The sequence below is a fragment of the Paenibacillus sp. FSL R7-0652 genome, assembly GCF_038595045.1.
Taxonomy (GTDB): domain Bacteria; phylum Bacillota; class Bacilli; order Paenibacillales; family Paenibacillaceae; genus Paenibacillus.
On the sequence record NZ_CP152001.1, the window covers coordinates 6071589 to 6092633 of the forward strand.

Sequence of the window (21045 nt, forward strand, 5' to 3'; positions counted from 1 at the left end):
AAGATAGCATTGTGGCTTTACAACCACAATCTCTATGACAGGAAGAAGGATGATACGGATGAAGAAAACCACAACATCAAGAGCAGTAAAGGTCACCAGCGCTTTAGCTTTAACACTTGCACTTAGCGGGGGCTTGGTGGCAGCAACTGCAGTTCATGCAGACCCTGCGGCGAAAGCATCCGATGCACTCCAGAACAAACGCACTGCCCCGATTGGTTCCCATACATTAAAGCCATCTGGCAAAGCCGAGAGAGGATTGGGACCTTGGTTTGGCCCTCGAGCCGACGAGGTACTATCTGTGCTGGGTATAACGAAAGATGAGTTAAAAGAGGCCCTTCAAGCAGACCAATCGCTTGCGGAAATTGCTGCTGCGAAAAATGTGGAGACACAGACGCTTATCGAAACACTTGCTGCCGCGGAGAAAAAGGATCTGCAGCAGCAGCTTACCGACTCCAAGATTACTCAAACTCAGTATAATGAGCGCCTCGCGGCTCTGACAGAGCGCATCAGTGCAATGGTAAACGAGAAACCGTCCGAATTACGCGCGAAAAAACCTGAACATGGTGCGCCTGAACTTGGCCTGCATGGACGGGGGTTTGGTCCTGAAGTCGATCGTAACCTGGACAAGCTCGCTTCCATTCTTGGAGTGACCACTAATGAGTTAAGTTCATCACTCAAAAATGGGGATACTCTTGCTGAGATTGCATCTGCTCAGAAGGTAGGCGTGCAAACCCTTATTCAGCAGCTCGTCACCGATAGAACGTCCGATCTACAGCAAGAGTTGAAGGATGGTAAAATTACGCAGGCTCAGTATGATGAGCGGGCTGCTGACCTAACGGAGCACATCACAGACCTAGTTAATGGCACACGACCATCCGCTCGCCCCGAGCATCACCATGGCTCTCGTTTGAAAGACGAGTCCGGTGCTCCAGCTAAACCTTTACCAGAGAACGACAAGATAGACAAGGCGGGTACAACAGATAAGGCAGAAACGAGCACCTCTGATAGCAGCAAAGACCCTGCTTAACCACTCCACGAAGCACCCATAATACCCATCCGACCATTGGCGTCTGATACAACGGTATAAATAAGCTCACGTCACCTGCTTCGATTTCGGGCAAGCAGGAACAATAAACGTATGCAAGCAGAGCATAAGAGAAATATCCATTTATCTTTGGAACGCCAAAATATCGTTTCCATCGTTTCCATATCCATGCCAAGTCCCTCCTTCTCACGCTGTTTACAGCGGTGAAGGAGGGACCTTTAATTATTACTAAGCCGTATAACATTTAGAGAGCACGCACCATGCCGCCATCCACAATCAGCGAAGTTCCGGTAATGTAAGAATTAGCCCCGGATAACAGGAACACTACCGCTTTGGCAAATTCCTCCGGCTGACCGTAGCGCCCCAGCGGAATTTCCTTACGGAACTGCTCGGCAATCTCGTCTTCACTGACCCCATTTTGTTCAGCCCGCGCCGTATCCAGCTCACGAATCCGATCTGTTGCGATGCGGCCAGGAGCAACGGTGTTGATTAAAATGCCATAAGGTGCAAGCTCCTGAGAGAGCGTTTTGGCAAGGCCAAACACACCGGTACGGAACGTATTCGACAGTATCAGACCCGGGATCGGCTGCTTGACCGAAGTGGAAGCAATGTTGACGATATGACCTCCATTTTTCTTCATATACGGAAGTACACCTCGAATCAGTCTGACATAGCTGAGCATATTCAGCTCAAACGCATGCTCCCAGTCTTCGTCTGTCAGAGACTCAAACGTACCGGAAGGCGGACCGCCCGAATTGTTGACCAGAATGTCGATCTGTCCAAATTGTTCAGCTGTTTTCTGAATAAGTGCTGCAATGTCCTCTTTGCGGGTTACATCTGTGGCGGCATATTCGACACGTCCACCGCCGCCAAGGGCGAGCAGTTCTTCTTTTACCGCGGCGAGCTTATCCTCGCTCCGGCTGGCCAGCATGACATCGGCGCCCTCGAGTGCCAGCTGTGCTGCCACCGCTTTGCCCAGGCCCCGGCTGGAGGCCAGCACCAGTGCTTTTTTACCGCGAAGTCCCATATCCATCGTAATTCCTCCCTTTGCCAATTCTTTGCTGTATCTGATGCATCACCTATCAGGCTGACCGTCTATGATCCAATAAAATAGGCCATTAAAATATCATCCACATCTCTGCCTTCGATTCGAAATTCGGATACGAGTCTGCCCTCCGTTATAAAACCGCACTGCTCATAGAAGGCGACCGCTCCCGGATTGCTTGACAGTACACGCAGCCTGAGCTTGCGTATTCCCTGCCCCAGTGCGTGCTCTTTCATCGCTTCCATCAAAGCTGTCGCCACGCCGGAGCGGCGGAACTCGGGGTGAACTGCAATATGAATCTCATAAACATGGCGGTTCACAGGCATTCCTGTGGGGGGATGAAAGCCCACATATCCGCACACCCGATCCTCCTGCACCGCAATCAATTGGTTTCCCGGCGGGCAGTACTGTAAATACTGCTGTCTGGAACGCCACTGCATCGGTGCAGGCGAAGTGGACGCGTTCCAAACCAGCATATCCAGCTCCATTAACTGGCTCGCATCCTTAAGCTCGGAAGGACGAATATCATACGTATGACTGGTGAGCATGCCGATTCAACCTTTCGTATATTTCATTCAATATTTTTTTTGTTTTGCCTCATTGAAATATCCTTTTCCTTGACCTCATTACGCTATCTTTTGATGTGCCTTATGCTGCTATCTATTGTAGCATAGCCAACGCATGGACTTAAATTCCGCACCCATATAACCAAACCATGAAAATGAGATCATCTAAGTTACTTATAAATGGTGTTCTCCAGATCAGCCAAATCGAAATGACCCATAAAAAACACTTCACCTTGCCGTAACGTCATCGTTTATACTGATTTCATTGTGATTGTATATAATACAGGTTCCATGAAGCAAGGAGGTGCACCCGGATTGAATATCAAAGAGGCCGCGTCCCGGCTCGGAATATCGGCAAGAGCTGTTCGCTTTTATGAAGAAAAAGGGTTGGTCCAGCCTGCCAAACAGACGGGTAACGGCTACCGTACCTATTCGGAAAATGATATTTGGCGACTGCAGACCATTGCAGCGCTGCGCGAGATCGGCATGTCCCTGCAGGATATTCATCATGCACTTGCCGAGATTGATCAGGGAAACCAGCAGGGACTGGAGGAATATCTCGAGCTGCAGCAGGCAGTTATGTATGCTCAGTGGGTAGAGTTGAAACGCATGATGGATACGACCCAGCGTATGATTGAACTGAATCGTCAGGGTGGACCGCTGAAGGTCAGCCATCTGCATAATCTGGCAGGCAGTGCGCGCCGTCTGCGAGAAGCACGGCAGAACTGGCATGATCGCTGGAATTATGATAGACAAGCAGCCATCCATGATCAGCGGGTGCAGACAGCGTGGACAAAAGCGGACAAGCCTTTCAACCTATATCATAATTATGATGAAGCCCTGGAACAGGCCGTCCAATGGACCTCTCCTGCAATTGGGGAATACGGATTAGATATAGGAACCGGGACGGGCAATCTGGCCGGGAGAATGCTGGATAAGGGTGCAGTCATGACCGGAATCGATCAGTCACGGGAGATGCTGCGCACGTGCCGCAGGAAATATCCACAGATGCACGTAAAGCTTGGTAACTTCCTGGCACTTCCGTTTGCCGATCAATCTTTTGATTTTGTCGTTTCCAGCTTTGCCTTCCATCATCTGAGTCCAGATCAGCAGCAGCTGGCATTGGAAGAAATGCAGCGCGTTCTCAAGACCACGCCCATGGGCAGAATTTGTCTTACCGATCTGATGTTTACGAATCATGAGCACCGTGATACCTATGTAAAGCTTGCCGAAACCGCCGGGAATGCGGAACAGCTGCAGGCTCTGCGCGAGCGTCATTTCCCATTGCTGGACGAACTGTGCGTCTGGTTGACTCAACAAGGCTGCCAGATCAAGCATATGCGGCATAATGAGCTGCTGCACACACTGCTTGCGGTTCCAGTGCGTTAAGCGATATTCAAGCAGCATATATCGGCTATATGCTGTTAGTCCTTGAGAAAGCTAACATATCTCAAATCAATCCAGGTACTTTGCTCATGAGCATAGTGAAGCTGTTCTCGGAATGAACCGGTATCCAGGATGGTGTAGTTTGCGAAGTGGTGGCTTAAGTCCAGCTCATTAAAAAAATGAGCAAACTTCCCTTGTTTATACTCGTATGTATTCGGCTCAAGCAGGCTTCCTTTTCCGCAGTTGCTGTCTTCGTCCGAGAATAAGGTGAAAAATCCAGATCCGCCCTTCCGAAGAAACTCGCTGCATTTGCCTATAATCACGTTTCGTTCCTGCCGCTTAAACAAATGGAGAAGGTTATAACAGAAAACAGCATCATACTTCTGAGGCAGTTTAACATCCAGCACAGAAGCATGGATAACATTCGAATGGGTATCCCATTCCCTTGCAAGTTTAACCGCAGCTCCAGATACCTCTATGCCGTCAACCTTGAAATATTTTGCCAATTCCTTCGTGTTTCGCCCATATCCAGCCCCCAGGACCAGCACTTGTTTCACGCCTCTTTGCCGAAAAGACGAAATGGCTTTGGTTGTAATTACACTGGGGGTTTCTCCCCAAACTTTCCCTTCTGTCTGAAATCGATCTTCCCAGTACGATCCCAATGATTAACCTCCTAAGTTATATATGTTAGTTTCGATTCATTAAGGTGAGATATTAAACGTTCAGGCAGTTGATATAAACAAAAATACACCCCTTAGCAGCAATTGGATATAACAAATATCCTAAATATGCTAAGGGGTGCTGTAGTTCAATATGTCACAAGAGACAGTTAATTCTGTTCTTCCTGTGCTGGTCTTGGTAAACCTTTTGCGAAAAACTCTTACATATAAATATCAACAATCGTGCGCTCTGCGGTGCTGCTTGCCTGTTTGAACGCATCCAGCGTGATGCATACCCCGCCTTGACGATAACGGTTCGCTGTGCGCTCGCCTTGAATATCGCTGCCGTTCACCGCTACACGGCTGACAGTCCCCTCAGTCAGGTGGTAGATAAATGTCACCGGCTTGCCTGCATATTCGAATTCAAACTGCATGCCGTCCAGCTCAGCTGGCAGTACCGGGTCGATGACCAGATTGCCGCCTTCCTGACGAATACCCAGTGCATTCGAGATCAGCTGGTTCATGTAGATTCCAGGGCCGCTGGAGTAGATTCTCCATCCGCCTTTCACCTGTACTGTACCTTTACGGAGCTGGTCAAAATGTTCCTGTGCTTCGTAGCGGGTGTTGAACTTGCCGTCCGAACTGCTGAAGTACGCATTCGCTTGGCGAATCTCTGCGTTAGGCACAACCTCGCTGATTCCTACCGGGTTAATCATCGCCAGACCATTCCAGACTTGATCCGTTTTACCGAGCTTCGCCATCGCTTCCACGTAGCGAATGTGGGCGTGCACATACTGCAAACCGATCTCCCGTCCGAAGTTGGATGCCTGCTCTGCACGTTTGAAGTGAGTGCTCACACCCCCCGCATATTGTGCAGGACGGTTCATTAGACGCACGCCATCCGGGCACAGGAACTGCTCACGAATGAGTGCATAGTGTGCTTCGGCCTGTTCTGCGTTCAGCAGTTCTCCGATCATGCTTCGTGTCATCGGCAGCAGGCGGTATTGAATGCCTGTCTCCGTGTCTGTCGGATGCAGCATCAGCTTCGCCTGATCCGCCTCTTCCATGTACACAAAGCCCGGAATCACATCTGTGCCCAGCATGTAACGATTGAAGTCTTCGCGGATACCCTCTGCGAGTTGGGCAAGCTCCTGTGCAAAAGCTCCATCCGTGGATTTCAATGCCTGTGACAGCACGTTCACGGACTGATACGTCAAAGCTACGGTCCAGCTGCTCACCATGTACTGCTTGAGCTGTGCATTGGCTGGCTGAAGGGTATCATCCCAGTCTCCATCTCCATAGGAGGACAGGAACGTATCGTGCAGGAAGTGTGCACGGATGTACTCGATCTCTTTTTTCGCATGATCCAGTACCGTTGCTGTCTCTTCTGTGAATCCAAAGCTATGCTTAACCGTGTAAGGCACTTTCTCTTCCAGAATCGCATAGTCGCGAGTTGCAGTCAGGTAGTCTGCCAGTACTTTCAGCGGCCATACGATGATATCGCCATGGCTCTCTTCCTGCTGAATCGCAAAGTATTTATCGAACATAAACCACTGCGGCCAGTTGCCGTCATCCTCGTATTGGTGCGTATACACCATTTTGATGATATCGCGAACCTGCTCATATTTTTGAGTCGCCATGAAGTATTCCACCGGACCCTGACACACATCACGGGTACCCCATGCAGCGCCGCCGTACTGCTCCAGACCGTGAGGTACAGAGTAATGCACCAGCATGTTGTGCGTATACCACCAAGCAAGCGCGTTGACTTTGAACAAGTCTTCCGCATCCTGGCTCTCGCCGCGGGACAAACGGAACCCGTTCATAACCCCTGCAAAGAACTCACGATACGCATGCACTTCTTCTTCAAAAGAAAGGCTCGGAGCCGCAGCTTCAGGACCTGCAGCAGCCTGATCTTCCAGGACACCCTGAACCTTCAGCGTCCATGCCGCACTTTCTTCCAAGCTCAGGGTTACAAGGGAGGCCGAGCCGCTGCGAACACCGCTGGCGAGCAGCGTTTCGTCCCCAGCTTGTACAGAAGCACCTTCAACCGTCATGCGGTACTCCAGCTCTGGATATGTTCCAGCACTCAAAGATTGCGGGTCAGCTTTGAAAGTCAGCGTGCTGCCTTCCTGTGTCATGTGCAGCGGGTACTCGTACTCATTCACATTCATCGTAATCTGGTTCGTTACCAGATAACGATAGGCTTTTCCACTTGTAGAACGTACATTCATGCGTACTTCCGTAGAATGCGTCGTTGTATAATTCGTTACGATGAGTGTATCGGACTCCATTTTATAAATCCAGCGCGCATAGTTAAACCCAATCTCGAACAGGGAAGGCATCGTCAGCAGACGATATTGCCCGTCGATCTCTACATAGATGCGTTGTCCAGCCGTTTTTGGTACGTTCAAAGCATTGCGGGCATTACTGATCATTTTGTTAAAATTAGTGTTGCCGATAACAAGCTGCGAGTTAAACATTCCGTACATATACGATGTCGTAGTAATAACCTGCGCGCCCAGTTTGACATTGCCGCCGCTCATCAGAATATGTCCGTGTGGACGCTCCACCAGCAGTTCTTTGGCTTTCAATACGATATGCTCATAAGAATTCGTGAAGAAGGACAGGAGCTGATCCCCGCTGCGTTCTTCCTGGTGACGGTCGGGATACAGCTGGTTAATCTCTTCCTGCGTCAGATCGAGTGCGGCCAGCGGCCCACCCAGAGATGAGGAACGCTTCACCTGTTCGAATACTTCACCCGGTTCTGCATTCAGAGTCTTCACTTCATTCCATGCCGCTGCAACTTCATCCCCGAACTCCAGTGCGGTAATAGCCGATGCATGGCTAGCCTTCGCCAATCCATAGAATACAACCTGCGCCTCACCATTTAGTTCCAGCAGCTCGGATTGCAGTGCAGTATAAGCAAACTCGTACTGGTACGTTTCGTTTGCCAGTGTTGGGCGGGTCAGACTTTCAGGCTGATTGGTTTCTTTATAAGACAGCCCAAAGAACTGGAAGCCGTCCGTGGAGTAACCGACCGATTTGGTCAGGGAACCCTGCTGCATGTAGGGGAAAGCTCCTCCCTGCGGCTGGTTTTGACGTGAGCATACCACATACCCCTTAGCATCATCCTCAAACACGGTATGGTCAATATACTGGGACAGATATGCTTCATTGCTGCGTACCGCACCCGGATCAGCCAATCCTACATCTTGTCCATAGACCACATCAACACGCTGCTGTTGTCCGGTAATCTTCACATCCCAGAACCAGATGCCTTGCGGCGTAAGCGTAAATACGACCTGATAGTTGATCGCTTCCGCAGCGTTCTTCGGCTGCACATGGCCTGTCCAGATCAGCTGACGGTCTCCATGCGATTTGCTTGTGGATACCTTGCTGTTGGAGTGTACGCCGAGCAGCGGGAAGGAAGTAATCTCGCCATTCTCATGTACGCGCAGGTATAGATTATTCAAAGACCCATCTATCGGGTTGCTGATCAATTGATTCAGCATCGTATTGCCGGAAACAGCCTGAACCAGATCCCCACTGTTGAAAAAAGTAAATGTGACTTCTCCGGCGTTCAGCCGAATCGTTTCATTCATCGTTGCTGCCATCTCTCTACCACTCCTTAAATTAGTTTACCACTCAATATCGAAACGTTTCGATACTATTGAAAAAGAATAGGGTTCCCTTGAACCGGCCCAGCGAGACCCGTTCCAACGATAACCCTGTCATGTCAAACAACACGTTCACATACAGACCGTGCTTCACCTGTTATGTATCCAGATACGCCGATCCGCGCTCAAGCCGCTCGATAAAGAAATCAACCGTTATTTTCCTGACTCGTCAGTATGCAGAGAACTTACAGAACCACGCTCCACCAGATCAATCGTTAGCGTATAGGATGGATTAACGCTCTCTCCATTCAGCATCTGGAACAGCAGATGCCCCGCCAGCGATCCAGCCTCGTGCTTGGGCTGACGAATCGTTGTCAGCGGAGGATGAACATATTCGGACAGCTGGATGTCATCGAAGCCGATGACCGAAATGTCACCCGGCACCGAGATACCGCTCTCTTCAAATGCTTTCAGCCCTCCAATGGCCATCTCGTCGTTTCCGTAAAATACGGCTGATGGAAGCTCTCCCTGCATAATCATCATCTTGGTTGCATTAAAGCCACCCTCACGCACGAAATTACCGTTCAGACGCCACTTCGACTTCTCTTCAAGTCCAGCTTCCCGCATCGCACGCAGGAAACCTTGGTAACGCAGTGCATTATCATAGGAGTTGGATGGACCGCTGATATAAGCGATGTTCTCATGACCACCTCTGATCAAACGGCGGGTTGCAAGGTATCCGCCCTGCTCGCCATCCACCAGCACATTGACCAGATGATCACCGGACAGCTGACGATCCATGACAACAATCGGGAAGCGTGATCCGGCGGACTCAACCAGAATGTCATCATGGATGTTGTGAGCCAGTATAATGGCTCCGTCCACCCTCTTTTCACGCAAAAAACGAACTGCTGTTGAATCCCGTCCTCCCATTGAGCTGCAGGCAATCAGATCGTACCCGTTCGCCAGTGCTACATCCTGCACACTGCGAATCAGCTCTGAGTAATATGGTCCCGACAGGTCTGTCAGAATCAGCGCGATGGTATTGGTCCGACTCCGTTTCAAATCCATGGCAAAGCCGTTTTTACGGTAATTCAGTTCTCGTGCTGCCTCAAGCACCTTCGCTTTGGTCTTCGCACTAACTTTGCTGTCCCCGTTCAGTGCATAGGAAGCAGTTGAGAGCGCCACACCCGCCAGCTTTGCCACATCCTTGATCGTTGCCATTCCTCGTTCGCCCCTTCTTGCTTAGCTCATTCATTACTTATTATCTCATCAGACAGCATGTATTAAATAAAAACCAACACCATGCAGCCCCGTTCACTGCTCCAGTCATGGTTATCATTCATTATGATGCATATACCGTGCCGCTTATGGCACTTCTAGCTTAGATTGTTAATTGCACTTCGCCATCTTCCTCGTTACAGCACAATCGAAACGTTTCGAGGTGTTTCCAAAAAAATAATTCAGGCTTATTTTTCCTTGTGAAAAGACGGAGCAATGCCCGTAACTCGGTCCTTCTTAGATGGGAACTCTGCATCACTCGATGCACAAACTTCAGTCAATCTGCCGTAAATACTAGATTGAAACGTTTCGACATTATCATTATAGTCGCTGGTGATAGCGATTTCAACCATTTTATCTAATTTTCGTAGAAATAAGTCCAATTTTCGATCGTTTGTCCACGAAGTTTTGTTTATTATATACTGCATAATAGTTCAAATTTATCAATTTGACCAGTACAAGAAGTGCGATGCAGTGTTACAGCTCTTCCAAATCATAATAAGGAGAAGGTTACGTCATGAAAAACAAACAGCCTGCTGATCAAGTCAACGAAGATTCCTCGCTCGTTTCCTTACCATACATGAAGTCTATTCCTGGCGCTCCATTCAAGCTGATACATCTCGTTCAGCTTCATGACCGTGAAGCATTCGCCCATATCGAGAAATCCTGGAGCAAGCTCCATGTATTATATGTCATAACCGCAGGTCAGGCCAGACTCATCGGAGCAGATGGTAAACTGACACTCACTCCCGGCTCCGCATTCATTCGCCGGGCAGGCCACCTGCTGCAGCATGACTGTTATCGAGGTACTCTATCGCCAGTCCAGGGCATTGCCATCGCCTTCGATTTTACCGATCAACAACAGCGCTTCTGGCCGTTTGGTGCCCCAGCTCCAACATCCAGCCGCTTGATTGTTGACAAGGCAGTAGAACTGGCCCAGGTATGCATGACAGAGCAAAATGCAAATCCGTTCAGACCGCATATTCTTTTCTATCAACTTCTGGATATGCTGCAGGAGCAAGCCGCTCTTGTTTCTCAACCAGATCACTCTTGGCTGGATGGTGTACTCCGCCATATTCATAAGATGTATGCACATCCGTTGACCCGTGAGCAACTGGCTAAAGCCTCGAACATCAGCCCAGAACATTTTTCGCGGGAATTTAAACGCTATACCGGCCTTACCTTTGTCGAGTATGTATCCCGTTTAAGGATCAGGATGTCTCAAGAACATCTGCTGTTGGGAAGTCCTACATTACAGGAAGTGGCTAGACTGACCGGATATAAAGATTCGTTCTATCTAAGCCGCAAGTTCAAACAAATCGTTGGTGCAGCACCAACCCATTACCGGCATACTCCGAAGAAAATCGTCTCTCTGACCTTCAACTACACGGCTTCCCTGCTGGCACTGGGCTGTATTCCCCACATAGGAGCTGTTGCGAGCTGGATGGAATCCGGTCTTGATGAGCAAGTACAACAGCAGATGAGGCAGTATGCGGAGCATGAACTGTTAGCTCATCCGCAGTTGATCGCGGAGGCCAATCCCGACATAATCATCGGCTACGCACCTCATCCAGCTCTGGATAAAATGCGAATGATTGCGCCAACAATTCTGATGCCGTTTGAAGAACTGGACTGGAAGCAGCAGTTTATACAGATCGGTCGAATTACAGGACTGGAGTCCAGGGCCCAAGCTGTCATTCAACATTATCACCAGTTGGTGCAGGAGGCCAATCAGACCTTGGACAATCTGATGGGCAAAAATCGCGGTTCAGCGGTATGTTTATTCCTGTATGGGGAACAAGGTGCATACGTCTTTGGTCATAGTTGGGGCAGAGCTTCTCATATTCTGTATGAGTCTCTTGGATTTCAACCACCGACACGTATGCTCAAGGATGGGCGGCTGCCAAACGGATACATCCATGTGCCTCTGTCCGATATTCATTTGTATGCAGCAGATCACATATTTGCAGCCTATCCTGAGGAAGCTGCAGAACAACAAGCCGTCCATTTACAGATGAATTCAACATCATGGAGCAGCCTTGCGGCCATTCGTAACGGTTGTGTATACGAAATTGATGCAGACATGTTCTACGGTTTTGACCCTCTATCCATGGTAAAGCAACTAAAAAACATAATGCATCATTTCACATCACATCTATCCATGCCTTAGTGATCATCGTTGTCCATGTACAAATCAGACATCTTCCTCTATGTTATTAATGAGAATAATAATCATTATTATTTATGGACTATACATAGGGAGGAATCAGTACATGTATGCTTTTAGAAACAAATTCTCTGGCTTGCTGCTTATGCTTGCCATGCTTATGATCCTGGCCGCTTGCGGTAGCGGAGCGGGAACAGAAGTCACATCTGGAACTTCCGAAGCCAACACAGATCCGTCATCCGGTTCGGTTCCTTCGGATGCTAAACGAATCTACAAGTCCTTAAGCGGGGATGTTGAAATTCCGGCTGAACCCCAACGTATTGTTACAGATATGTACGTAAGTAATCTGCTTGTACTGGGTATCAAGCCCGTTGGTGCTGTACAACATTACCTCGAGAACCCGTTCTATTCGGACCAGGTAGCAGGCATAGAAAGTATTGGTGATCGGAATGCTGTATCCATGGAAAAGGTTGCTGCCTTGAATCCGGATCTGATTATTACCTACTCTAACCAAGCTCAGGAGATTGAGAATTATCAAAAAATTGCACCTACCGTAGTTATTCCTTACGGTACATTTACAAACGTACCAGATGAGATCCGTGGCTTCGGAGAGCTCATGAACAAATCCGAAGAAGCCGAAGCTTGGCTGAAGACATACGACGAACGGATACAAGCCGCTCGCACCAAGGTGAAGGCGGTCATCCGTCCAGAGGAAACCTTCTCGATCCTTGAAGTATCGGACAAGAGTTATTATGGATACGGAGACAACTTTGGTCGAGGAGGACAAGCAGTTTACCGTGCTTTGGAACTTGCCCCGCTAGAACGTACCAGAAAAGAGCTGATGGGCGATACCCAATGGAAAGAGATTTCACGTGAGATTGTTGGTGATTATGCAGGTGATCATATTTTCCTGACCGTTGGTGAGAACAATAAAAATGTTCAGGGTGATTCCGTCTGGAGGTCCCTTCCCGCAGTAAAAAACAATCAGGTGTATGAATTGCAGGAGGATCGGTATTGGTACTTTGACCCGATTGCAATTCAGGGTCAGGCTGAAGAATTGGCAGATATGATCGTAGAGCGTGCTGCCCAGAATCGCAAATAAAGCAATCATGAGTGCCAAACGCCTGGAGAGACTAGCTAGCTTTCCAGGCGTTTTTTAGCATGAAGAGAACCGCAACATATATTACATTTGTTGGCTCATATATAGTTTTTCCCCTTTAATGTATAGTCGAATCTTACTTTTTTACTGCATGTATAAAATGAATCGTCTCGAACGCAGCCAAATCATCTGTCCGCTGACTGAAATACCTCTCCTGCAGCTCTTGAGGGGATAGGTGCTCATAGATGAGAAGCCCTGCTTCCTCCAACCGATGCTCCATATCCTCATACGTGAAGCAGGACAGCATCGGTTCGCCCCCCATCGCAGCCATTTTGACCATATTTTCGACCCGGTTATACCTGCCCTTCTCCTGGAAGAGATGTTCATCTGCATAATCAAACACGATTGAACTTCCAGCCGGAAGAGCTGCAAAAGCGTGATGAATTAAACGGAAGAGATCTTCTTTGGACAAATAGTACGAAACACCAAGCAGTGTAAACGAGGTTTTCACATTGCCGAATAGGCTGCCCCAACCATCGGGTTGAATCATATCGCGGGTAAAGTCCATGGGCACAAAATGAAGATTGCGTGGAATAACCAGCTCTGCCTGCCTCAAACGCTCTTTCTTTAACTGCTGTGCAGACGGAAGATCCACCTCAAATACATCCAACGTATCCTCCATTTCCGGGTGTCTAATCGCAAATGTGTCCATACCGGCTCCAAGAATAATCAGCTGCTTCGCGCCCAGCTCAGCTTCCTGGAGCATCACCTGTTCACTATAGGCAGCGCGAGCCAGTGTGATCGGTGACAGCTGGACTTGGGTGATCCATTTTAATATTTGATCTGGGTCACCCCTGAACTGTTGGTCCGCATCCGGGCGGAAGAAATCGATGCCCCGAATCATATTTTCGCCAATAGCTGCAAACTCCTCTGGAGTGATCAGCTTTCGGGCTGCAAAATCATTAAAGATGATTGGTTCATCATGCTCTACATGGTAGGCTCGGGCAAACGCTGAAATCAGAGACGTTATACTGGATTCCTTCTTCTGGCTCATCACATGTACCTCCCGTATCAACAAAAATAAGGTTCCCCCTGGCCAGGAGAACCTTAGTATATACGGAAGATTTATATATGTAAATTATAGCATAAATAATTTTTTTTGTCAATCTCATTTTGAGATGAGATCATTGGAATCTATATTTTTCGAGTCGACCAGGTTGATTAGGTTCACTACGTTCAATTCACCCATTTCGTCCATTCGTATAGAACGCATTCCTATGCATCCATGCCATACTCCTTCATCTCCCGGCTGCGGTTCAGCGCAGCATGCAGTACAAATCCAAGCAGAGCAATCACAGCCATTCCGGCTGCCAGCCACGCCACCGGGATGAGACCTTGTTTATCAAACATAACCCCCATGACATACGGCCCTATAACACGTCCAACTGCTCCAATTCCACCCGAGATACCTATATAGAAAGGGGCAGCTCTTCCGGCATGCTCCGATATATAAGCCGGCGCTGCAGGTGAGATTAACATCTCTCCAAAGGTAGCCAACACCATCGCAAGCACCATGCCCGGATAACTGTATATGGTGATCATAACAATATAAGCCAAACCGTAAAATACGGCACTTGCCATCATCTGCGCGCTGGAGGTGCGGGCCATCGTACGTTTCACCCAACTGGTGAACGGCTGTCCGACAAAGATCAGCACACCGTTAAGTGTCCAAAGCAGACCATACATTCTTTTCTCCAGGCCTTCAGAGATGATATAGGGTGACACGCCCGTATTCCAGATGGAGTTGCCAAACAAGAGGAACAGCACACCAAGGCTCATAAACAGATACAGTCGGGTGTTGCTGAGCAGCGACCAGATGCCCGGACCTTCGGGTACGGTTTTGCGTTTCGTCAGATGCACTTCGCCCTGCTCCGGTTCGGCCCGGGACAGATAGTACCAGAAGAATACAGCAAAGCCTGCTGAGGTCACCCCGTTTAATACAAAACTCAAGTGATATGAAAAATCAGCGAGAAATCCGCTAAGCGCCGTACCAATGGCTACTCCGATATTGTTTGCAACATAAATAATGTTAAACAGTTCTCCGCGACGTTCTGCAAACCGAAAGCCGATAAACGCCTGTATCGCTGGCAGCGATAACGAACTGAACAGGCCAATCCAGCCCATCGCGCAGATAAAGATAACCCAGTACGCACTGATCCACGGCAGGGCAAACAATCCAGCTGCATTCAGTGCCAGCGAACCGATAATCAGCTTTTTCACCCCTACACGATGGTACAATGAGCCGCCAAGCAGCTGTCCAAAAATACCGCCCAGGGATTGAATCAAAATGACAAAACCCGCGTTCGCCATCGTGCGCCCAAGCTCATCAAACACATACATCGTTGTCAGCGGCCACATCAGGGCACTGCCCGTCGCATTCACCAGACTTGCAAGCAAAAACACCTTCACTTCTTTTGGATAGTTATGCAGCCATCTCATCATGTTCACCAAAACTCCTTACATCTGACTAAGGCGTGTCTTGAAATCTGCTTCCATCAGCGTTTTCAGACACACCCAAACCGGGCATCCGCCAGCCTGTTTCCGCACAAAAGGCTCCCACCCGGTTGGCATTGACCAGCCGCGGTGGAAGCCTGTAGTTGAAATATTTTACAGTACACAATCTATATTACATCAAAACAATCTGACCGCAAGCACACTCACTGCCGCTTCACTTCAACAGTGGCGGAGAAAAAGGTTGCGCCATTGCCCATATCCGACAGCCGGTTGGAGGTCAGCGTGTTGGAGCGCTGCTTTTTGCCATCGCCATCCCACCATAGTCCTTGACTGATTACCGTACCCGGAAGCATTGCATCTGTCACCTTGGCCGTTAATTCGATGCGTCCGCGCTCATTCCATACTACAACCGCATCGCCATCCTGTACTTCGCGGCGAGCCGCGTCCTCCGGATGAATCTGCAGTATAGGCATCTTTTCCAGACGTTGATGTTTGGCCGAATTGCCAAAGCTGGAGTTCAAGAAATTGTGATTCGGCGGGGATACAAACATCAGCGGATATGCATCGTTCGGCCCTGCCGGATTCTCGCCGTCGTATCCTTCAACCAGTGCAGCATAGGTTGGCAGCGGCGGAAGCCCCTTCTGCTGCATCTGCTCGGAATATAATTCAATTCTGCCTGATGGTGTAGGCAGATGGTCGAGGAAAGAGGCGTGTGCTGACATATCCAGCTTCACAAAGCGATGCTGCTTCAGCCTGTCCAGCGTAACTCCGTTCATATACGGATTTTCTGTGCCCTGCAGTGCGCTATCAATCATCTGCTCCGGCTGTTCACCGAAGATGTCTGCATCAAACCCCATCGCTTGTCCGAGCAGCGAGAACAGCTCCACATTGCTTTTGCTCTCTCCAATCGGTGCAATGACCGGCTCCTGCAGCTGCACATACTGATGCCAATAGGAGATGTACAGATCGGTCGCTTCAAAAGAAGACGCCGCCGGCAGCACAATATCGGCATACTTCGCTGTATCGGTCATGAACAGATCATGAACCACCGTGAACAGGTCCTCTCGTGCAAAACCTCGCTCCACTCGTTCCGTATCTGGTGCCACAACCAGTGGATTGCTGCAGTAAACCAGCATGGCCCGGATCGGCTGCTCCGCTTCCAGCAGCGCTTCGCCAATCCGGTTCATGTTCACAACCCGCGGCTCGGCATGCTGCCTTAGGTCAGGCCGCTCCAGCGCATCACTGTTCGTACTTGCATAGCTGTTCGTACGTACCGCACCCCCGCCGCGCTTGAGCCACTGCCCTGTAATCGCAGGCAGGCAGGCGATGCTGCGTACGTTCATGCCCCCGTTGTCATGGTGCTGCAGGCCATTGCCAATGTGAATATGAGCGGCATGAGCAGCCCCATAGAGCCGGGCCAGCTCCACAATGGTTTCTTCCGGCACGCCTGTAATACGTGCCGTGCGTTCCGGTGTACAGCTGCGTACATGCTCGCGCAGCGCTTCATGTCCTATGGTATATTTTTGCATAAATTCTTCATTCGTTAGTCCCTGCTCAAAGAGCACATGCATCAAACCCAGTGCCAGCGCACTGTCTGTGCCCGGATAGATTGGAATGAACCAATCTGCCCATTGTGCTGTCCGGTTGCGGTGAACGTCAATGACAACGATTTTGGCACCCTTTTTACGAGCCTTCTCCGCCAGTACCACCTGATGCATATTGGTACTGACGATGTTACCGCCCCAGACCACGATCAAATCAGCATGCTCCGTATCCTCCGGCAGCGTTCCGTGATTGGCGCCCATCGTATATTTCCAGCCGGTGTTGCCTGCAGCATTACAGATCGTCTGCTCCAGCACACTTGCCCCCAGCGCATTAAAGAAACGCCGATCCATGCCATCCACACCAAGCACACCCATATTTCCATAGAAACTGTACGGCAGAATACTCTCAGGTCCATACGTATCAGACAAATCTTTAAACTTTCCCGTAATTTCCTGAATTGCTTCGTCCCAGCTTATGCGCTCGAACCTGCCTTCACCTTTGGCTCCGACTCGTTTCATCGGATATTGAAGACGTTCGGGATGATACACCCGCTCCGTCATATTTCGAACTTTATTACAGATCGCACCCTTTGTGATCGGATGGTCCGGATTACCGGTTACCTTAACAATTTTACCATTCTCTTTATGTAACAGCAGACCGCATGTGTCTGGACAATCGAGCGGGCATACCGCTGGAAATACACCATTCTCCTGATCGATCATCTTCTGGCCCTCCTCATTCAACAGCTATCCCTATATCATATCCCGTCTGAGGCTGAAACGTAAAGAGAACAAGAGTGAATCGGTTAAATCTTCATGATTGCCGGGCAGGCTGCTGCTGCACCAATCTATATTCCATGATATATTCCAACTTTTCAAAAAAAATTTTTACCCCTTTGATTCATTCTCTGAATCCAGGGGTAAATTAAAAACAAGGCATTAGGTTGGTGTTTCCCCACTTCCTCCTCATGCCATATCATGGACCACTCCCGAAATTCGCCATGCTCAGGTTTCGTTCCCCCGAACCTTGTCATGGCGAATTTAATTTTGTGCAAAAAAAAAAAGATGACTGCATCTCCAACGCCACGACGAACTATCGTGAAACGGCAGGGTGTATCATCTTCGTTTCTACTAAGCTTTAACTCTCATTGATAAATCTCTTATATGATCCGTTACGCCTGTTTGCCCCACATTACTCTGCCTTCTGCTTCCACGGGAGGTGCCGGAACAGGAACAACGGCTTCCGGCTTCGCTGCCGGCTCAGCCTTCCGTAAGTACACCATCCAGTAAGCAGCCGCTACAAACAAAGCGCCGCCTGTCAGATTACCCAACCAGACCGGAATAAAATTCATAACATACTGCCCCCAGGAATAATGACCCTCAAAGATCGCTGCCGGAATGAGAAACATGTTCGCCACAACGTGCTGAAAGCCGATGGCCACAAACGCCATCGTTGGAAACCAAATGCCCAGAATTTTACCGCTCATCGTATCGGCAGCATATGACAGCCAGACCGCAAGGGCCACGAGCCAGTTACAGCCGATCCCGGAGATAAATGCTTGCAAAAAGCTGTCATGCAGCTTGTGTCCCGCCATATCAACCACCTTGGTCAAATATGCACCATCAGCCGTCAAGCCCAGCACATGACCAAAGAAAAAAGCGACAAACAGTGCGCCCAGCAGGTTGCCCAATGTCACAAGCAGCAGGTTTTTCAACATGCTGGCTGGTGAAATTTTACGTGTGATTGCAGCAAGCGGCACAGCCATCATATTGCCTGTCAGCAGTTCCCCACCACCGATCAAAACCAGAATCAGTCCCACCGGGAACACAGCCGCTCCGATGAATGTCGCAATGCTTCCCCACTCCGCTGGTGCAGACGCAATCACGCGAATATCCAGCAGGAAACCAAGCGCAATGAAAGCTCCTGCCAGAAAACCGAGAATCAGCACGGAGGAAATAGGGTTTTGTGCTTTTTTCACACCGGACTGTACCGTATATTGTGCAACCTCCAGAGGTGTTTTGGCCGCCATATGTCATCCTCTCCTTTTATCTTCTATCCGTTCGTATGCCAAGCAAATCTATCCATGAATTCATTGTATATCGACCTCCCGGAAAACTTTGTGCAAATAATCACAAAGTGATCCAAGAAGATGATCCCATTTTCCAATGCCTCTCTTCAAAATCCGGAGGATCAAGATAAACAAATAAATAAGTAAACAGCAAACTGACATAGTTGGCACAGACGAAAAAAAAGGAAGACTGACGATATGATCGCCGTCCTTCCTTCTCTTTATTGTATGATGTACCCGGATTCTGTCTAGTTTCTTGCGCTTAATCTGCTTTTAACTTAAGCTGTCGATTATGCCATCAACTTAGACCAGGGCTGGTGCTTTAACTTCTACTGGAGGCAGAGCTTGCAGACCTGCAGTGTTCAAGAAGTTCCACGGTTTGTTATAGTGCGGCTGGAAGAAGAAGTCGATAAAAGCCAGCTCATCCACTGTCATGTTATTCTGAATGCAGACCGAGATCGTATTGATCGACTGTGTCAGATCGACCTGGGACATAACCTGTGCACCAACAATCCGGCGAGTGGCCTGCTCGTATACAATTTTCAGCAGCAGTTTCTCGGCGGTTGGCATAAACTCCGGACGATAGCTGTCTTCCAGAACAACCGATTCTACCACGAGTCCTTCTTCGGCGGCAGACATTTCGGTCATGCCGGTTCCTGCAATATTTTGCTCGTAAATTTTGATGCCCGATGTACCCTGTGTTCCCATGTAAGGTGTCGTTGGACGAACCAGGTTTCGCGCTACGAGTGTACCCATCCGCACGGCGTTTGTTGCCAGTGGAATGTAAGCCGCTTTGCCGGTAGGATTGTAGTGAATCGCGCAGCTGTCGCCCGCGGCAAAGACATCTTCCTGGCTGGTCTGCATATATTTGTCCACGATGATCGCGCCGTTTGGAAGCATATCCACCTGACCTTTGAGCAGCTCCGTATTCGGGCGGAACCCGATGCAGAGAATGACCAGATCAGTCTCGAATTCCCCTTTGGATGTGATGACTTTGGTGACTTTACCATTCTCGCCCGTAAACTTCTGTACCGTCTGCCCAAGAGCCAATTTAATTCCTTTTCCAGTCAATGTATCTTCGATGGCATCTGTAAATTCAGGGTCAAGGTATTTATTCAAAATACGATCCACGCTATCAATAAGAGTCACTTCTTTGCCGTTCATCTGGAAGGCTTCCACCAGTTCAACGCCGATGTAACCAGCGCCGACAACCGTTACGCGTTTGGCATCCTTCGCTCTTTCAATAATGGTGTTGGAGTGATTGTAGTTTTTGCAGAGTAGGATGTTGTCCATCTCGATGCCTTCCAGCTTCGGAACGACAGGCCATGAACCTGTAGTCACAATTAGTTTGTCAAACGTATCTTCAAATTCTTCCCCAGTTTGCAGGTTTTTAGCCCGTAAGGTGTGACCTTTGGCATCAACTGCTGTCACTTCATGGAGCATCTTGGTTTCAACACCAAGGTCCGCCAACTGATTCGGCGAAGAATAGAACAGGCCGTCAGGATCTTTCACCACGCCCCCAACATAGAGCGCAATCCCGCAGGAGAGGAATGAAATGTTGTCATTGCGTTCATATACGGTAATGGTGGCATCCGGGTATAATTTAGCGGTATTTACGATAGCTGCCGTTCCTGCGTGTGTACATCCGATGACTGCGATTTTCATGAGTAGTTCCTCCTTGGAGTATATAAAATAAATGAATAATAAGTTTCATTAACGTTGTGAAATATTTCACTATTAGACCGATGAGGTGTATGTGATTTATTTCACTTTATATACCCATTATAATGTGATCTTTTTCACATTGCAATAGATTAAGCAAAATAATTTATTTTTTCAGAAAAAGAAGGCCCCCCTGCCTCCGCCTACAATCACTTCTTTCCTATGTTCTCACTAACTTCATTTTCCCCGAATTACATTTTGCTTATGCCCTCCAAATAGTTCAATTCCATTACCGAAAACCTGGATCATCAGATCACACCGAGCCGAGACGTTCTACTAAAAAGAAAACCAAAAGAAGCCTGTCCCGTAAAAGGGGCAGGCTTCTCGT

General features: G+C 48.8%; 14 protein-coding genes. 4 read left to right on the top strand and 10 right to left on the bottom strand.

The genetic code is table 11. The features are described 5' to 3' along the window. The first annotated feature begins 58 nt into the window (after window positions 1-58). Window positions 59-1027 (top strand): hypothetical protein, encoded by a 969-nt coding sequence (locus MKY97_RS26520; protein WP_342553129.1) that lies wholly within the window; start codon window positions 59-61, stop codon window positions 1025-1027. Window positions 1028-1289: 262 nt separating this feature from the next. Here MKY97_RS26520 and MKY97_RS26525 read toward each other — a convergent pair whose 3' ends face one another. Next, a complete protein-coding gene (locus tag MKY97_RS26525) occupies window positions 1290-2078 on the bottom strand; it encodes an SDR family oxidoreductase (RefSeq protein WP_342553130.1) in 789 nt (262 codons plus the stop codon). A 62-nt stretch (window positions 2079-2140) separates the two neighbouring features. Continuing rightward, on the bottom strand, window positions 2141-2638 hold the full coding sequence (locus MKY97_RS26530; RefSeq protein WP_342553131.1) for a GNAT family N-acetyltransferase: 498 nt from the start codon (window positions 2636-2638) through the stop codon (window positions 2141-2143). Between the two features lie 333 nt (window positions 2639-2971). Here MKY97_RS26530 and MKY97_RS26535 point away from each other — a divergent pair, with 333 nt between their 5' ends. Continuing rightward, the gene (locus tag MKY97_RS26535; protein WP_342553132.1) at window positions 2972-4045 is read left to right on the top strand and encodes a methyltransferase domain-containing protein; all 1074 of its coding nucleotides are present in this window, start codon (window positions 2972-2974) and stop codon (window positions 4043-4045) included. A gap of 35 nt (window positions 4046-4080) precedes the next feature. Here MKY97_RS26535 and MKY97_RS26540 read toward each other — a convergent pair whose 3' ends face one another. The 3 genes from MKY97_RS26540 to MKY97_RS26550 form a co-directional block, all read right to left on the bottom strand. After that, on the bottom strand, window positions 4081-4704 hold the full coding sequence (locus tag MKY97_RS26540) for a class I SAM-dependent methyltransferase (protein ID WP_342553133.1): 624 nt from the start codon (window positions 4702-4704) through the stop codon (window positions 4081-4083). A gap of 218 nt (window positions 4705-4922) precedes the next feature. Further along, on the bottom strand, window positions 4923-8318 hold the full coding sequence (locus MKY97_RS26545) for a cellobiose phosphorylase (protein WP_342553134.1): 3396 nt from the start codon (window positions 8316-8318) through the stop codon (window positions 4923-4925). Between the two features lie 216 nt (window positions 8319-8534). Continuing rightward, window positions 8535-9545 (bottom strand): LacI family DNA-binding transcriptional regulator, encoded by a 1011-nt coding sequence (locus MKY97_RS26550; protein WP_342553135.1) that lies wholly within the window; start codon window positions 9543-9545, stop codon window positions 8535-8537. Window positions 9546-10119: 574 nt separating this feature from the next. Between MKY97_RS26550 and MKY97_RS26555 the strand changes: the two genes are divergently transcribed. Next, window positions 10120-11772: an AraC family transcriptional regulator gene (locus MKY97_RS26555; protein ID WP_342553136.1), complete on the top strand. Its 1653-nt coding sequence runs from the start codon at window positions 10120-10122 to the stop codon at window positions 11770-11772. A 103-nt stretch (window positions 11773-11875) separates the two neighbouring features. After that, window positions 11876-12871, top strand: coding sequence for an ABC transporter substrate-binding protein (locus MKY97_RS26560; RefSeq protein ID WP_342553137.1), 996 nt, complete (start codon window positions 11876-11878; stop codon window positions 12869-12871). 133 nt (window positions 12872-13004) lie between these two features. On the opposite strand, the gene MKY97_RS26565 is transcribed toward MKY97_RS26560, so the two are convergent. The 5 genes from MKY97_RS26565 to MKY97_RS26585 form a co-directional block, all read right to left on the bottom strand. Next, window positions 13005-13922 carry an SAM-dependent methyltransferase gene (locus tag MKY97_RS26565; RefSeq protein WP_342553138.1) on the bottom strand — a complete coding sequence of 306 codons (918 nt, stop codon included), beginning with the start codon at window positions 13920-13922 and terminating at the stop codon, window positions 13005-13007. 221 nt (window positions 13923-14143) lie between these two features. Continuing rightward, window positions 14144-15367, bottom strand: coding sequence for an MFS transporter (locus MKY97_RS26570; RefSeq protein WP_342556462.1), 1224 nt, complete (start codon window positions 15365-15367; stop codon window positions 14144-14146). Between the two features lie 218 nt (window positions 15368-15585). Next, entirely contained in the window at window positions 15586-17649 is a 2064-nt protein-coding gene (locus MKY97_RS26575; RefSeq protein WP_342553139.1) for a molybdopterin oxidoreductase family protein, read from the bottom strand. A 449-nt stretch (window positions 17650-18098) separates the two neighbouring features. Then, window positions 18099-18956 carry a formate/nitrite transporter family protein gene (locus MKY97_RS26580; protein WP_342553140.1) on the bottom strand — a complete coding sequence of 286 codons (858 nt, stop codon included), beginning with the start codon at window positions 18954-18956 and terminating at the stop codon, window positions 18099-18101. 342 nt (window positions 18957-19298) lie between these two features. Continuing rightward, window positions 19299-20660, bottom strand: coding sequence for an FAD-dependent oxidoreductase (locus MKY97_RS26585; protein ID WP_342553141.1), 1362 nt, complete (start codon window positions 20658-20660; stop codon window positions 19299-19301). Between the last annotated feature and the right edge of the window lie 385 nt (window positions 20661-21045).

What these genes read in the sequence shown, in the direction of transcription:
- MKY97_RS26520 (WP_342553129.1), top strand. Translation starts at nt 59, where the DNA reads ATGAAGAAAACCACAACATCAAGAGCAGTAAAGGTCACCAGCGCTTTA.
- MKY97_RS26550 (WP_342553135.1), bottom strand. Translation starts at nt 9,545, where the DNA reads ATGGCAACGATCAAGGATGTGGCAAAGCTGGCGGGTGTGGCGCTCTCA.
- MKY97_RS26585 (WP_342553141.1), bottom strand. Translation starts at nt 20,660, where the DNA reads ATGAAAATCGCAGTCATCGGATGTACACACGCAGGAACGGCAGCTATC.
- MKY97_RS26525 (WP_342553130.1), bottom strand. Translation starts at nt 2,078, where the DNA reads ATGGATATGGGACTTCGCGGTAAAAAAGCACTGGTGCTGGCCTCCAGC.
- MKY97_RS26555 (WP_342553136.1), top strand. Translation starts at nt 10,120, where the DNA reads ATGAAAAACAAACAGCCTGCTGATCAAGTCAACGAAGATTCCTCGCTC.
- MKY97_RS26575 (WP_342553139.1), bottom strand. Translation starts at nt 17,649, where the DNA reads ATGATCGATCAGGAGAATGGTGTATTTCCAGCGGTATGCCCGCTCGAT.
- MKY97_RS26560 (WP_342553137.1), top strand. Translation starts at nt 11,876, where the DNA reads ATGTATGCTTTTAGAAACAAATTCTCTGGCTTGCTGCTTATGCTTGCC.
- MKY97_RS26545 (WP_342553134.1), bottom strand. Translation starts at nt 8,318, where the DNA reads ATGGCAGCAACGATGAATGAAACGATTCGGCTGAACGCCGGAGAAGTC.
- MKY97_RS26580 (WP_342553140.1), bottom strand. Translation starts at nt 18,956, where the DNA reads ATGGCGGCCAAAACACCTCTGGAGGTTGCACAATATACGGTACAGTCC.
- MKY97_RS26565 (WP_342553138.1), bottom strand. Translation starts at nt 13,922, where the DNA reads ATGAGCCAGAAGAAGGAATCCAGTATAACGTCTCTGATTTCAGCGTTT.
- MKY97_RS26570 (WP_342556462.1), bottom strand. Translation starts at nt 15,367, where the DNA reads ATGAGATGGCTGCATAACTATCCAAAAGAAGTGAAGGTGTTTTTGCTT.
- MKY97_RS26530 (WP_342553131.1), bottom strand. Translation starts at nt 2,638, where the DNA reads ATGCTCACCAGTCATACGTATGATATTCGTCCTTCCGAGCTTAAGGAT.